The 14,186-nt window shown below is 64.1% G+C and carries 12 protein-coding genes; 7 read left to right on the forward strand and 5 right to left on the reverse strand.

Going from position 1 to position 14,186, the window contains the following annotated elements; all coding sequences use genetic code 11:
* Window positions 1–47 precede the first annotated feature (47 nt).
* From serA to LDL32_RS04005, 3 genes are all read right to left on the reverse strand, one after another.
* Window positions 48–1,313, reverse strand: a complete 1,266-nt coding sequence (serA, locus tag LDL32_RS03995; protein WP_233064671.1) for a phosphoglycerate dehydrogenase — start codon at window positions 1,311–1,313, stop codon at window positions 48–50.
* A 108-nt stretch (window positions 1,314–1,421) separates the two neighbouring features.
* Entirely contained in the window at window positions 1,422–2,231 is an 810-nt protein-coding gene (locus LDL32_RS04000) for an inositol monophosphatase family protein (protein ID WP_233064672.1), read from the reverse strand.
* On the reverse strand, window positions 2,228–2,734 hold the full coding sequence (locus LDL32_RS04005; RefSeq protein WP_233064673.1) for a cytochrome c family protein: 507 nt from the start codon (window positions 2,732–2,734) through the stop codon (window positions 2,228–2,230). Before LDL32_RS04005 ends, LDL32_RS04000 begins: the two co-directional genes overlap by 4 nt.
* Before the next feature lie 142 nt (window positions 2,735–2,876).
* On the opposite strand from LDL32_RS04005, the gene LDL32_RS04010 reads away from it, so the two are divergent.
* The 4 genes from LDL32_RS04010 (at window position 2,877) to smpB (ending at window position 6,012) form a co-directional block, all read left to right on the forward strand.
* Window positions 2,877–3,620, forward strand: coding sequence for a 3-deoxy-manno-octulosonate cytidylyltransferase (locus LDL32_RS04010; RefSeq protein WP_233064674.1), 744 nt, complete (start codon window positions 2,877–2,879; stop codon window positions 3,618–3,620).
* The gene (locus LDL32_RS04015; protein WP_233064675.1) at window positions 3,617–4,462 is read left to right on the forward strand and encodes a prephenate dehydratase; all 846 of its coding nucleotides are present in this window, start codon (window positions 3,617–3,619) and stop codon (window positions 4,460–4,462) included. The genes LDL32_RS04010 and LDL32_RS04015 overlap by 4 nt, the downstream gene beginning before the upstream one ends.
* 172 nt (window positions 4,463–4,634) lie before the next feature.
* Entirely contained in the window at window positions 4,635–5,513 is an 879-nt protein-coding gene (gene dapA / locus LDL32_RS04020; protein WP_233064677.1) for a 4-hydroxy-tetrahydrodipicolinate synthase, read from the forward strand.
* A gap of 4 nt (window positions 5,514–5,517) precedes the next feature.
* The gene (gene smpB / locus LDL32_RS04025) at window positions 5,518–6,012 is read left to right on the forward strand and encodes an SsrA-binding protein SmpB (RefSeq protein ID WP_233064679.1); all 495 of its coding nucleotides are present in this window, start codon (window positions 5,518–5,520) and stop codon (window positions 6,010–6,012) included.
* 180 nt (window positions 6,013–6,192) lie between these two features.
* Here the strand turns inward: smpB and LDL32_RS17930 are convergent, their stop codons facing one another.
* Entirely contained in the window at window positions 6,193–6,885 is a 693-nt protein-coding gene (locus tag LDL32_RS17930) for a cold-shock protein (RefSeq protein WP_305069317.1), read from the reverse strand.
* A 385-nt stretch (window positions 6,886–7,270) separates the two neighbouring features.
* On the opposite strand from LDL32_RS17930, the gene LDL32_RS04040 reads away from it, so the two are divergent.
* Complete coding sequence (locus LDL32_RS04040; RefSeq protein WP_233064681.1) at window positions 7,271–8,002, forward strand: TetR/AcrR family transcriptional regulator; 732 nt, start codon at window positions 7,271–7,273, stop codon at window positions 8,000–8,002.
* Here LDL32_RS04040 and recG read toward each other — a convergent pair.
* Window positions 7,941–10,082, reverse strand: a complete 2,142-nt coding sequence (gene recG, locus LDL32_RS04045; RefSeq protein WP_233068685.1) for an ATP-dependent DNA helicase RecG — start codon at window positions 10,080–10,082, stop codon at window positions 7,941–7,943. The genes LDL32_RS04040 and recG overlap by 62 nt on opposite strands.
* A 105-nt stretch (window positions 10,083–10,187) precedes the next feature.
* Here recG and LDL32_RS04050 point away from each other — a divergent pair, with 105 nt between their 5' ends.
* Window positions 10,188–10,499 carry a succinate dehydrogenase assembly factor 2 gene (locus LDL32_RS04050; protein ID WP_233064683.1) on the forward strand — a complete coding sequence of 104 codons (312 nt, stop codon included), beginning with the start codon at window positions 10,188–10,190 and terminating at the stop codon, window positions 10,497–10,499.
* Window positions 10,496–13,978 (forward strand): transcription-repair coupling factor, encoded by a 3,483-nt coding sequence (gene mfd, locus LDL32_RS04055; protein ID WP_233064684.1) that lies wholly within the window; start codon window positions 10,496–10,498, stop codon window positions 13,976–13,978. Before LDL32_RS04050 ends, mfd begins: the two co-directional genes overlap by 4 nt.
* Window positions 13,979–14,186: the final 208 nt, after the last annotated feature.

Here is a 14,186-nt window from a genome sequence, read left to right on the forward strand (position 1 = left end):
GCCCACAGGACATGTCCTTTTTTTCATGAATGACTGGAGCGCAATTCCTACTGCTGCTTGTACAGCAGGCGGGCGCGCAACGTTCCCTTGAGTGCGCGAAGACGCTCGAGGATGCGATTGTCCTTTTCCACGTCACGGCCGGTATCTGCCTCGACAACCACATAGCCCAGTTCACCTGCCGTCTGGAGGTACTGCGCGGTCACGTTGCTGGCTTCGGAGGAAAATATCTCGTTGATCTGCAGCATGATGCCCGGCACGTTGCGGTGCACGTGCATGAAACGCGTTCCATGCGGGTTTTCGGGCAGCTGCACCGTAGGAAAATTGACGGCACCCAACGTGCAGCCGATATCGGAATATTCCACCAGCTTGCGTGCCACTTCCACGCCAATGCGTTCCTGCGCCTCTGCCGTGGAGCCGCCGATATGCGGGGTCAGGATCACGTTATCCAGGCCACGCAGCGGGGTTTCCAGTGCTTCGTCCGCCTGCCTGGGCTCCTTGGGGAACACGTCGATCGCGGCACCAAGCAGATGCCCGTCCTTGAGCGCCACGGCCAGCGCATCAAGGTCCACCACATTGCCGCGTGCGTTGTTGATGAGGAAGGAGCCCTTCTTCATCGCGCGGATCTGGGCTTCACCGATCATGCCCGCGGTCTCGGGTGTCTGCGGCACATGCAGGCTCACCACGTCGCTCTGGGCAAGCAGGTGCTCCAGTGTATCGACCGGGGTGGCGTTGCCATGCACCAGCTTGTCGATCACGTCATAGTAGAACACGCGCATGCCAAAGGCTTCGGCCAGCACCGAAAGCTGCGAGCCGATGGAGCCATACCCCACGATGCCCAGCGTCTTGCCACGCACTTCCCAGCTGTTGGTGGCGGATTTCTTCCAGACACCGGCATTGCATTCTTTTGACTTGGGAAAAATGCGCCGCATCAGCATCACGATCTCGCCCATCACCAGTTCGGCCACGGAGCGGGTGTTGCTGTACGGCGCGTTGAAGACCGGAATTCCCACTTCGCGCGCCGCATCCAGGTCAACCTGGTTGGTACCGATGCAGAAGCAGCCGATGGCGATCAGGCGGTCAGCCTTCCCGATCACTTCGCGCGTAAGTTGCGTGCGCGAGCGGATGCCCACAATATGCACACCTTCCAGCGCCTTCTCCAGCGCTTCGCCCTCCAGCGCAGTCTTGAGACGGGTTACGTTTTCGTACCCGTTATCCCTGAGCAGGCTGATGGCACTGTCATGTATGCCCTCAAGCAGCAGGATGCGGATCTTGTCCTTGGGAAGGGAAAGGTGGCCGTTTGGCTGGCTGGTCATGTCACGTGCTCCCGCTTCTGATAAACTCGTCAGGTGCGTCGTCCCTATCCGATTGCCTGATCGCCCGCTAGGGGGAAGATGGAACGTTCCGCACCCCCATCGTGCCGGTTACGTCACGATCGTGGACAGCAGTCCCGTCACGCAGGGCATCAGGCGGGCGTCGCCTACCGCCAGCACCGTACCGTCGCCATCCGCGCGCAGGGGCTGACCGGACCAGTCGGTCATGCGTCCGCCAGCCCCTTCGACTATCGGCACGAGGGCCGCCCAGTCCCATATCTTCATGGTGCATTCGGCAATGATGTCGATCTGCCCCAGCGCCAGCAGGCCATAGGCGTAACAGTCGCCCCCCCAGCTCGTGCGCCTGGCGGCAGCGGCCAGCGCATCGAATCCCGGGCGGTGGGGGGCGTCGAGTATTTCCGGCGCCGTGCACGACAGTTCGGCAGCCGCCACATCGGCGCAGGCGCGCGTGGCGGGTATCCCGGGCAGGCCGGACAGGTAGCGTGTGGGTGCGCCGCGCAGGCCGATCCACCGCTCCCCCGTGACCGGCTGGTCAATCACGCCCAGCAGCGGCACATTATTGTGCAGCAGGGCAATCAGCGTGCCGAAGGTGGGTCTGCCGGTAATGAAGGCGCGCGTGCCGTCAATCGGGTCGATCACCCAGCGATAGGGACTGTCGGCCCCTTCCAGCCCGAATTCTTCGCCCATCAGGCCAAAACCGGGCAGGCGTTCGGACAGGACAGCCCGAATCGCGCGTTCCGCCGTGCGGTCGGCCACGGTAACGGGACTGGCGTCACTTTTGTCATCCGCCCGCACGCCACGGCGGAAGAAGGGCATGATCACGCTGCGCGCCACATCGGCCGCAGCGATGGCGGCCTCCAGCACCGCGTCATGCGGAAAGTCGTGGGGGAGGGTGGTCATTCCGGCTTCTCCGGGTGCAGGCTGCGCAGGTAGGCGATCACGTCCGCCCGGTCGGTCTCGGACGCGATGCCGGGAAACGACATCTTGGTGCCGGGCGCGTAATCCGCCGGTCCCCCCAGCCATCTGGAAAGGGTGGCATTCGTCCATGTCTCGTCCTTGTGCGCTTTCAGCGCGTCCGAAAACTCATAGCCCGGTATGTCGCCCACATGCGTGCCCACCACGCCATACAGGTTCGGCCCGATTATGGCCGGGCCACCGGGGCCCATGCTGTGACACATCGCGCATTGCCGGTCGGCGATGGCGCGGCCTTTCTCCACGCTGGCACCGGCCACCAGTTCATCAATGGAGCCACCAGCCGGGACTTCCGGGCGGGGAATGGCCACACCGGACCTGGCGGGCAGGGGCTCGGGCACTGCCGTATGGGCAATACCCCAGCTTGCGCCTACCGCCAGCACCGCGAGGAGGCATGCCGCCCCAAGCCGGTTAAGCCTTGCGCTATCCATGGAATGCGGCACCTTTCCCGTGTGGTTGCATGAAAACCGCTCCTTACCTAGACTGCCGCGCGCCCTGTGTGAAGCATGCGGGGCGCGCGGCGGCCGGCCCCTGCCACCGCTACAGATTACGGATGGCCCAGACCCAGATCCCATGAACCCCATTGTCCTGATTCCCGCCCGCATGGCCTCGACCCGGCTGCCGGGCAAGCCGCTTGCCGACATTGCCGGCCGTCCCATGATCCTCCATGTGCTCGAGCGCGCGCAGGCCGCAGGCGTAGGACCTGTGGCCGTCGCCACGGCGGAACATGAAATTGCCGAGGTGGTGACGTGCGCGGGCGCCACGGCCATCCTGACCGATCCCGCCCTGCCATCGGGTTCCGACCGGATATGGCAGGCTCTGCGCGGGCTGGACCCGGCGGGCGTGCACGACACCATCATCAACCTGCAGGGCGACCTGCCGGGGGTAGACCCGGAATGCCTGCGCGTGGTGCTGCGCCCGCTGGCCGATGAGGCGACCGATATCGCGACCCTTGTCGCCCCGGTGCGCGACACGGCGGAGGCGGAAGCGACATCGGTCGTCAAGGTCGCATGCAGCTTTGCCCCGGACAGGGAAGATGACGTGGCGCGCGCGCTGTATTTCTCCCGCCTGCCCATACCGTGGGGGGCAGGGCCGCTGTGGCACCATGTCGGGATCTATGCCTATCGCCGCGCCGCACTGGCCCGCTTTGTCAGCCTGCCCGAAAGCGGACTGGAAAAGCGCGAGAAACTGGAACAGCTACGCGCGCTGGAAGCGGGCATGACCATAGGCTGCGCCCGCATCGCCACCGCCCCCTTTGGCGTGGACACTCCGGCCGACCTGGCGCGCGCGCGCATGGCAATGGGTACGGCGGCGTGAGTAGGGCGGGCATCATTGCCTTCCAGGGCCGTCCCGGCGCGTATTCGGACCTGGCATGCCGCACCGCGCGGCCTGGCTGGACCACGCTGCCATGCCAGACCTTTGCGCAGGCCATAGCCGCCGTGCATGATGGACTGGCGGAAGAAGCCATGCTGGCCTGCGAGAACAGCCTGGCCGGCCGGGTACCCGATATCCATGCCCTGCTGCCACAGGCGGGACTGTTCATCGTGGGTGAGCATTTCCAGCGCGTGGAACACTGCCTGATGGGCATACCGGGCAGCACGCTGGATGATGCAAGGCGGGTGCATACCCATCCGGTGGCCATGGCACAGATACGCGGTGTGATCCGCGAACTGGGGCTGGAACCGGTGGTGGAATTCGACACCGCAGGCGCGGCCGAAATGGTGCGTGACTGGGGCCGCAGGGAAGACGTGGCCGTGGCATCGGCACTGGCGGCGGAACTGAACGGGCTGGAAATCCTGCGCCGCAACGTGGAAGACGCATCCCACAACACCACGCGTTTCTACATCGCATCGCGCAGGCCCGCGTCACTACCCGCCGCGGGGCCGGACCACATGACCACGCTGCTCTTTCGCGTCAGCAACCATCCGGGCGCGCTGTACAAGGCACTGGGCGGTTTCGCCACCGCGGGGGTAAACATGACCCGGCTGGAGAGCTACATGCTGGAAGGGTCATTTTCCGCCACCCAGTTCCTGCTGGACGTGGAAGGTCACCCCGAAGCCCCACCACTGGCGGAAGCATTGCGGGAACTGTCCTTTTTTTCGGAACAGCAGGAAATCCTGGGCGTCTATCGCGCATCTCCTTTCCGCCAGCATGCATGAACGGGCGGCAACGGACAGGCATGGCATGTTTTGCCCCATGGGGCATATTGCCTGTATAGTAGCATGCAACCCATGCCCGGGGCAGCAGGGCAGGGCCATGATAATAGCGCGGGATGCCACTGGCCTGCCGGCTCCCGCATAGCCAAGACACAGGATCCAGGTGGAAACAACCATGTTCAAGGGTTCCATTACCGCCCTTCTTACCCCCATGAATAAGGATGGATCGCTGGATCTGCCCTCCATGGGCCGCTTCATCGACTGGCAGATCCAGCAGGGCACCGCCGCCGTGGTTCCGGTCGGCACCACGGGTGAAAGCCCGACCCTGACACATGAGGAACATGCGAAGGTGGTGGAATTCGCCATCAAGTCCGTAGCGGGCCGGGTACCGGTCATCGCGGGTGCGGGTTCCAACAGCACGGCAGAGGCCGTGGCCATGGCCCGGCAGGCCGAGCAGGCCGGCGCATCGGGCGTGCTGGTGGTGACACCGTATTACAACAAGCCGACACAGGAAGGGGTGTACCGCCACTTCATGGCGGTAGCGGATGCCATCGGCATTCCCATCATCCTGTATAATATTCCAGGCCGCTCGGTCATCGACATATCGGTCGGGACCATGGCCCGCCTGGCCCTGCATCCCAACATCATCGGGGTAAAGGATTCCACCGCCAACCTCATGCGTCCGCTACAGGTGCGCCGCGCGGTCAAAAAGCCGTTCAACCAGATTTCGGGTGAGGACGGAACGGCTGTCTCCTTCCTGGCCGCCGGTGGCGATGGCTGCATCAGTGTGACCGCCAACATCGCTCCCGCCCTGTGCGCGCAGGTGCAGCAGAGCTGGACGGACGGCAACGTGATGGACGCCATGGAACTGCAGGACCGCCTGCTGCCGCTGCATGATGCCCTGTTCTGTGAAAGCAACCCCGTGCCCGCCAAATTCGCGGCCAGCGTTCTGGGTCTGATGGATGAAACCTGTCGCCTGCCGCTCGCCCCGCTGAGTGATGCGGGCCGCACGCAGGTCAAGGCCGCACTCGACGCGGTCGGGCTGCTGGATTAGGCACATGGCTGCGAAAAACAAGGGCAGCGGCATGATCTCCACCGGGATTGCCGCACAGAACCGCAAGGGCCGCTTCAACTACACCATTGTCGAGACGGTGGAAGCGGGGCTGGTGCTGAAAGGGCCGGAAGTCAAGAGCCTGCGCATGGGCCGCGCCACCATTAACGAGGCCTATGCCGGGGAGCGCAATGGCGAACTGTGGCTGATCAACAGCTATATCCCCGAATATCAGGGTGGCGTGCTGTCCCGCTTTGAACCCCGTGCCCCGCGCAAACTGCTTTTGCACAAGAAGCAGGTGGACAAGCTGCTGGGGGAGACCGCGCGTAACGGCGTGACCCTTGTCCCACTTGACATCCACTTCAACAGTCGTGGTCTGGCCAAGCTGACGCTGGGCGTGGGTGAGGGGCGCAAGAAGGCCGACAAACGCCAGGCCATAGCCGACCGTGACTGGGCACGCGACAAGGCCCGCCTGATCCGCAACAAGGGACGGGACGACTAAACTCCACCCGCCCGAACTGGCAGGGCTGGCTAGGTCCGTCTGTTCCGCATTATCCCTGTTGGTGACTTCACACGCCGCACAGGACAACAAAAAACAGGGCTATCCCGATCGGGACAGCCCTGTTTTTTATATCCATTGACCATTCCTGCCCCGACATGGCCGGGGCAGGGCAGGTAAAGGTCAGTCTACCGACAGTGCTGCCGCTTCCGGGCCTTTCTGGCCTTCGACAACCTGCACGTTTGCCGTCTGGCCTTCCGTCAGGCCGGACAGGCCCGAACGTTCCAGAGCTGATGCATGGACAAAGATGTCCTTGCCACCATTTTCCGGCGTGATGAAACCAAAGCCCTTGGTGGCATTGTACCACTTCACCGTGCCGCGCATGTCCTGTGCGTGGGACAGGTCGGGGGCAGGACGACCGGAACGGGAGAAGCCACCACGGGCACCACCAGCCGGGCCACCAAAGCCTGCAGGCGCGCGCGGGCGCTCGGGCTGTGCCGTGCTTTCATCGACTGAAAGGACGGCTGCGACCTGGCGACCCTTGGGGCCCTGGCCAATCTGCACAACCAGCGTGGTTCCCGGCGCGACCGTGGCGTGACCCGTGGGATTCAGGGCATTGGCGTGCAGGAACACGTCACCCGATCCATCGGACAGCTCGACGAAGCCGAAACCCTTTTCGCTGTTGAACCACTTTACAGTGGCGCTGATTTCCGGGCCGGATGCGACGATCTGCGGACCACCACCTCCACCACCAAAGGAGCGGCGCGGCGGCGGGGCACCGCCGCGATCACCAAATGAAGGCGACGACATGAAATCATCGTCAAACCCGCCGCGGCGCGGGGAGCGGGAGCTGCGGTCGGTCCTGTTACTTCTCAACGGTCGTAATCCCGAGGTCTAGGTGGTGGATATCCCCTGTGGGAACACCACCGAATGAAAGCACGTTTGCAGGATGGAAGCTGGCCTGTCTGGTGTTCACCGCGGGTGCGGCTGGCCCGGCACAGGAAACATCCTCCACTCCTACGGTGACCCTAGCATAAATCGCATCGGCATCAACAACACCAAAGCATATTCCCCGCTTTGGTTGCCACACGAATTTTCATTCTGAACAGTTTGTGAGGGGCAGGGATGCAAAAAGATGGAATCAAAAGGATAAAGATGCAGATAAAATTCATCTATTGTCTTGCATTCCATTCTCACTCGCACATTATCATGGCCAGGCTTTGTAGCCTTGTGTAACCCCCATGCTGGTGGAAAGCCATTCATGTCCGATATGCCCCTTCCCCGGCGCGGCCGGGGCCGACCGCCAAAAACCGCCCGCGCACCCGAGGGCACGCGCGCCATGCTGGTGCGCGCGGGCGTCGGGCTGCTGACGGAAAAAGGATTCTCATCAACCTGCGTGGATGACGTGCTCAATGCGACCGGTATTTCCAAGGGGTCGTTCTATTACTGCTTCAGCAGCAAGGAAGAATTCGGCCAGGCGCTGATCGAGAATTATGCCAGCTACTTCAATGCCAAGCTGGACATGTGGCTAACGGACCAGCAGGCACTCCCGCTGCAACGCCTGCTCAACTTCATGCATGACGCGAAAGGCGGGATGCAGCGCCATGATTTCCGCCGTGGCTGCCTGATCGGCAACCTGGGGCAGGAAATCGATATGCTCCCCGATTCGTTCAATAGCCTGCTGCTTACCATCATGCACGGCTGGGAACAGCGCGTGGCGACATGCCTGCTTGATGTCTTTGCCCCCCATCCCACCGCGGCGCACAGGCGCCTGTGCATGGATCTTGCGCGTTATTTCTGGATCGGATGGGAAGGGGCGGTCATGCACGCCCGTATCGAACACGAGGCCGGGCCGCTCGACCTGTTCGCGATGTTCTATCTTGCCCAGGCGGCGCAGGCGCTGGGTGTCAGCGCCCCCACGATGGCGCAGCCTAGCCCGCGCGTATCGCCCGGACAGCCCGCGCACGTGAAAACAGTTCAAGCAGCAAACTGATCGCGGGCATCCGCGCCCGCTGGGCGGGGGAGTGCCGAGCAGCGGGCGTATCGACCAGACGCCGCGCATCCTGGGCAGCCAGGGGCAGCAGCATGTCCACATGCAGGGGGCTGGCCAGCCGCAGGTCCGGCATGCCCGACTGCCGTCGCCCCGCCACATCGCCACCGCCGCGCAGGCGGAAGTCCTCATCGGCGATCAGGAAGCCATCCTCCGTCTCCCGCAGGAGCGCCAGCCTGCGCCGCGCGGTCTGGCCCAGCGCGCTGTCATGCAGCAGCAGGCAGTAGGATTCAGCCTGCCCACGCCCCACGCGCCCACGTAGCTGGTGTAACTGCGCAAGGCCGAAACGCTCGGCATGTTCGATGATCATGACCGTGGCGTCGGGTATGTCCACCCCGACCTCGATCACGGTAGTGGCCACAAGGATACGGGTCTTTCCCGCCGCGAAGTCGGCAATGGCCTGCTCACGCAATGCGATGTCCTGCTGACCGTGGGCAAGGCCAACCACCCCGGCACCAAAATGCGCGCCCAGCGCCTCATGCCGGGCCTCGGCGGCGGCAATGTCGCTGGTCTCGCTCTCGCTCACCAGCGGGCAGACCCAGAATATGCGCGCGCCACGGGCCATCGCGCGTTCCATGCCCGCCAGCAGTTCCCCCATGGCCGACAGGCTATGCAGGGATGTGCGGATCGGTTTGCGGCCCGCCGGTTTCACGTCCAGCCGGCTGACCAGCATGTCCCCCCACTGTGTCAGCAGCAGGCTGCGGGGGATGGGGGTGGCCGTCATGACCAGCACATCGGTCTGCGGGCCTTTTTCACCCAGCATCGCACGCTGTTCCACGCCAAAGCGATGCTGCTCGTCAATCACGGCCAGAGCAAGGTCCTGGAATACCACGCCTTTCTGGAACAGCGCATGCGTGCCAATGACCAGTCGCGCCGTGCCATCGGCAATGCGGGCCAGTGACTCACGCCGGGCCTTGCCCTTCACGCTGCCGCTCAGGAACGCCACGGGCACGGGGGAAAGTTTTGTAAACGTGGCCAGATGCTGCCGGGCCAGAATTTCGGTTGGCGCCATAAGGGCGGCCTGATGGCCGGCTTCCACCGCGCCCAGCATGGCCTGCAGGGCGACCAGCGTCTTGCCCGCACCCACGTCCCCCTGCAGGAGGCGGGTCATCTGGCGTGGTGCGGCAAGATCCGCATCGATTTCCGCAAGGGCGCGTATCTGTGCGGTCGTCGGTTCATGGCCAAAGCGCGACAGGGCCACCCGGCGCAGGCTGCCATCGCCCACCACCGCGCGCCCCGGCCGGTTGAGCCTGCGCGCCTGCGCCATGGCCACCTGCTGGGCCAGCAGGTCATCACAGGCCAGGCGCGCGCGCGCACGCTCGGACGCGCCCGCCAGCGCATCGCCTTCCAGCAGGGCGGGGAAATCACAGGGGCGGTGAAGCGTGCGCAGCGCATCCTCGAACCCCGGCCAGCCGCGCTGCCTGATTACAGTGACGTCCTGCCATTCAGGCAGGGAAGGGAATACGGCAAACGCAGCCTTGATCGCGGCGCGTACCTGGCCTGGAAACAGCCCCGCCACAAGCGGCCATACCGGGTCGAACAGCGGAATTTCATTCATGCGCGCGATGGGCACGAGATAATCCGGATGCGCCATGTTCAGCCGTTCGCCAAACCGCTCCAGCGTGCCCGATACGCATATGTCCTGACCCGCCTCCAGCCTGCGTACCTGATGGGGGGAGAAGAAGACCAGTTCCGCATCCGCCGTGCCGTCACTGACCACCACGCGCCACGGCCGCTTGCCCCGACCGCCACCGGGCGCGGGGGGAACCACGCGCGTGACCGTTACGTGCAGCGTGCAGACCCGGCCCGTCCCGGCCGCGTGCAGGGTCGGGCGGTAGCGCCGGTCCACCACCGATTCCGGCAGATGGAACAGAAGATCGATCACCCGGCTGCCACCCGCCGCCCGTGCCAGCAGCCTGGCGGTTGCGGGCCGCACGCCCTGCAGGCTGTCCACGCCCGCAAGTAACGGGGCAAGAAGGGAATTGGCGGGCGGGGCAGTGGGATCGGACACGCGGTGGTTCATCCTGCGGGGTGGCATGCTGGTCTTGCGGGCTGACAGATGCCCGTATGAGGGCTATAGGACACCTGCGTTACGGAACAAAACACAACCATACAGGGGTGGAACGCAATGGAAGCCAGAACGCCAGACCTCTCCCGTCTCGATACACGACGCCGGAAGATATATTACCGCGCCACGCACCGTGGCACGCATGAGACCGATGTGCTGATCGGCGGGTTCGTCGCCCCCCGGCTGGAGGGCATGACCGAAGCCCAGCTTGATGCGCTGGAAGCGGTGATGGACCTGCCGGATGCCGACCTGGCGGACTGGTTGAGCGGCCGCCGCCCCGTGCCGGAAGACGTGAATACCCCCATGATGCAGGAAATCATGGCCGACGCCACCGATCCCGCCCGTCTTGCCGCGATCCGGGGCGGCAGATGAACAGTACGGCAGGCTTTTCGCTGGCACCCGACGCGCCCCTGCCCGTATGGGGCGTGCCGGAGGGATATGATGCCTTCCTGATCGCACGCAGGCTGCGCGAGGGTCCGGGTCCCGTGCTGCATGTCTGCCGCGATGATGCGGGCCTTGCCCGTATTGCAGACCAGCTTGCCTTTGTGGCACCGGACGCGGAAATCCTGCGTTTTCCCGGCTGGGACTGCCTGCCGTATGACCGGGTTTCCCCCAATCCCGCCATCGTGGCGGAGCGGGTGGCGACCCTGACCCGCCTGCTGGAAAAAGCTGCTGCCCCGCGCATCGTGCTGACCACCGTGATGGGGCTGGTGCAGCGCGTGGCCCCGCGCGCGGCCTTTGCCGGGCAGTCGATCACGATTGCAACCGGCGAGAGCCTTGATGCCCCGTTCCTCATGGAACTGCTCATTGCACAGGGCTACAACCGAACCGATACGGTTATGGAACAGGGTGAGTTCGCGACCCGTGGCGGCATATTCGACATTTTTCCCGCAGGCGAAAGCGAGCCCGTACGCCTCGACCTGTTTGGGGACGAGGTCGAGAATATCCGCCGCTTCGACCCCGGCAGCCAGCGTTCGACCGCGAAGATCGACAGCCTGACCATGCGCCCGGTGGCCGATTTCAGCCTTGATCCCGCCGCCATATCGCGTTTCCGCACCAGCTGGCGTGACCTGTTTGGTCCGGCAGCCGCCAGTGACCCGCTCTACCAGCATATATCCGATGGCAGGCGCCACGCGGGCATGGAACACTGGCTGCCCCTGTTCCATGAACAGATGGAGACGCTGGTGGACTACATGCCCGGCGTCTCCATCTCGCTTGCCAACCAGGCGGAGGAAGTACTCGCCACCCGGCTGGAAATGATTGCCGACCATTATGATGCCCGCAGGCAGCCCACGCGCGAAGGGGAAGTGCCCTACCGCGCCCTGCCGCCACACCTGATGTATCTCGACCGCAAGGGGTGGGATGCCGTGGTGGCAGGCAGAAAGGCCGTGGTGTTCATGCCCTTCGCCCAGCCTGACGGCGCACCCGGCATGGATGCAGGCGGCAGGCCGGGGCAGATGTTTGCCAAAAGCGTTACCGACGGGCGTGAAAATGTCTTCCCCATGCTGCACGCAAAGGTGGAGGAATGGGCCCAGACGGGGCGGCGCGCCTACGTGACCGCCTGGAGCCGTGGCTCGTGCGAGCGTATTGGCGTGCTGCTGCGTGAATACCGCCTGCCGGTCCAGAGCTTTGCCACATGGAAAGAGGCGCAGACGCTCAGGCCCGGCACCGTGGGGCTGCTTACGCTGGGGCTTGAGCGCGGGTTCGTGGCCGATAACCTTGCCTTCGTGTCCGAACAGGACCTGCTGGGCGAACGGATCTCGCGCCCGCCGCGCCGGCGCAAGAAAGCCGACCAGTTCATAGCCGAGGCATCGGAAATTGCGGAAGGCGATCTGGTCGTCCACCAGGATTACGGCATCGGCCGCTATGACGGGCTGGAGACGATTGGCGTGGGCACTGCCCCGCATGACTGTCTGCGCCTGATCTATGACGGCAATGAAAAGCTGTTCCTGCCGGTCGAGAACATCGAACTGCTCAGCCGCTTCGGCTCGGACCAGGCGCATGTGGCGCTGGACAAGCTGGGCGGCGTGTCGTGGCAGTCGCGCAAGGCGAAGATGAAGCAGCGCATCCGCGACATGGCGGGGGAACTGATCCGCACCGCCGCCGCCCGCGCCCTGCGTGAAGCCCCGGCACTGACGCCGGAAGACGGGATGTGGGATGAATTCTGCGCCCGCTTCCCCTTTGTCGAGACCGAGGACCAGTCCCGCGCCATTGCCGACGTGCTGGATGACATGGCATCGGGCAAACCCATGGACCGGCTGGTCTGTGGCGATGTGGGCTTTGGCAAGACGGAGGTGGCGTTACGGGCCGCCTTTGTTGCCGCCATGTCCGGCGCGCAGGTGGCGGTTGTGGTGCCCACCACGCTGCTGGCACGCCAGCATTACCGCACATTCTCCGCCCGCTTTGCCGGGCTGCCGGTCAACGTGGCGCAGCTTTCGCGCATGGTGACAGGCAAGGAAGCCACCGCCGTACGCAAGGGGCTGACCGATGGCACGGTCAACATCGTGATCGGTACCCATGCACTGCTGGCCAAGACCGTGAAATTTGCTGACCTCGGCCTGCTGATCGTGGATGAAGAGCAGCATTTCGGCGTGGCCCACAAGGAAAAGCTCAAGGCATTGCGCGAGGACGTGCACGTGCTCACGCTTTCCGCCACACCGCTGCCACGCACGCTCCAGCTTGCCCTGACCGGCGTGCGCGAAATGAGCCTGATTGCAACGCCACCCACCGACCGGCTGGCCGTGCGTACCTTCATCATGCCGTTCGACAGTGTGGTGATCCGTGAGGCGATCCAGCGTGAGCGCTTCCGTGGCGGGCAGATATTCTGCGTGGTGCCCCGCATCGAGGATCTGGACCGCATGGCTGCCCGCCTGAGCGAGATCGTGCCCGATGCCAGGCTGGTACAGGCACATGGCCGCCTGACACCAACCGAGCTGGAACGGGTCATGACCGAGTTCAGCGATGGCAAATACGATATCCTGCTTTCCACCAACATCGTGGAAAGCGGTCTGGACATGCCGGCGGTCAACACGCTCATCATCCACCGCGCCGACATGTTCGGCCTGGGCCAGCTCTACCAGTTGCGCGGGCGTGTGGGACGCGGCAAGCAGCGCGGGTATGCCTACCTTACCTGGCCACAGACGCATGTGCTCTCGGCCGCCGCACAGAAGCGGCTGGAAGTCATGCAGACACTGGATACGCTGGGCGCGGGCTTCACGCTCGCCTCGCACGATCTTGACCTGCGCGGTGCGGGCAACCTGCTGGGGGATGAACAGTCAGGCCATATCCGTGAGGTTGGCATCGAACTGTACCAGCAGATGCTGGAAGACGCCGTGGCTGATCTGCGCACCGAAAAGGGGCGGCGCAAGCTTCAGGACCGGGACTGGACACCCAACATCATCCTTGGCCTGCCCGTACTCATACCTGACAGCTACGTGACCGACCTGCCGGTGCGCCTTGGACTGTACCGCCGCATTGCCGGTCTTGCCAATGATGCGGAAGTGGAGGCAATGGAGGCCGAACTGGTGGACCGCTTCGGCACGCTGCCCGATGAGGTACGCAACCTGCTGGATGTCGTAACCCTCAAGCGCATGTGCCGCGAGGCGGGCGTGGAACGGCTGGAAGCCGGGCCAAAGGGCATGGTCATCCAGTTCCGTGGCAATACCTTCGCCAACCCTGCAGGGCTGGTGACGTGGATTGCGAAGCAGAAGGAAGCCAATGTCCGCCTGCGCCCCGACCACAAGCTTGCAATCATACGCGAGATGACCAACGCCCAGCGGATCACGCAGGCACGCAAGGCCCTGGACGCGCTTGTCAGGCTTGCACGGGAGAATGCAGCCATCCCGGCCTGAGTATCCGGCAATGTCGGCACGACCGGCTGCGACAGGCCGAAAAGAGACAGTTGCAAAAGTCCGCCCGTCAACGACCGGTACAATCGTGCAGGATCTTCCGCTGAAGTTTTTCCAGAAAGCTTCAGCGGAATCCAGCCTTTCGGGAAAGGGCGGCCCCGGGGTCCCTGTCATTCCCGTCGGTACCCTGTCTTGAACAGATTTCGTTCGC

Origin of the sequence: Komagataeibacter sp. FNDCF1 (assembly GCF_021295335.1) — a bacterium.
Lineage (GTDB): Bacteria > Pseudomonadota > Alphaproteobacteria > Acetobacterales > Acetobacteraceae > Komagataeibacter.

Coding starts and splice junctions, on each gene's coding strand:
- LDL32_RS04050 (WP_233064683.1), top strand. CDS start 10,188: ATGGAAGCCAGAACGCCAGACCTCTCCCGTCTCGATACACGACGCCGG.
- dapA (WP_233064677.1), top strand. CDS start 4,635: ATGTTCAAGGGTTCCATTACCGCCCTTCTTACCCCCATGAATAAGGAT.
- LDL32_RS04040 (WP_233064681.1), top strand. CDS start 7,271: ATGTCCGATATGCCCCTTCCCCGGCGCGGCCGGGGCCGACCGCCAAAA.
- LDL32_RS04000 (WP_233064672.1), bottom strand. CDS start 2,231: ATGACCACCCTCCCCCACGACTTTCCGCATGACGCGGTGCTGGAGGCC.
- serA (WP_233064671.1), bottom strand. CDS start 1,313: ATGACCAGCCAGCCAAACGGCCACCTTTCCCTTCCCAAGGACAAGATC.
- LDL32_RS04010 (WP_233064674.1), top strand. CDS start 2,877: ATGAACCCCATTGTCCTGATTCCCGCCCGCATGGCCTCGACCCGGCTG.
- mfd (WP_233064684.1), top strand. CDS start 10,496: ATGAACAGTACGGCAGGCTTTTCGCTGGCACCCGACGCGCCCCTGCCC.
- smpB (WP_233064679.1), top strand. CDS start 5,518: ATGGCTGCGAAAAACAAGGGCAGCGGCATGATCTCCACCGGGATTGCC.
- recG (WP_233068685.1), bottom strand. CDS start 10,082: ATGAACCACCGCGTGTCCGATCCCACTGCCCCGCCCGCCAATTCCCTT.
- LDL32_RS04005 (WP_233064673.1), bottom strand. CDS start 2,734: ATGGATAGCGCAAGGCTTAACCGGCTTGGGGCGGCATGCCTCCTCGCG.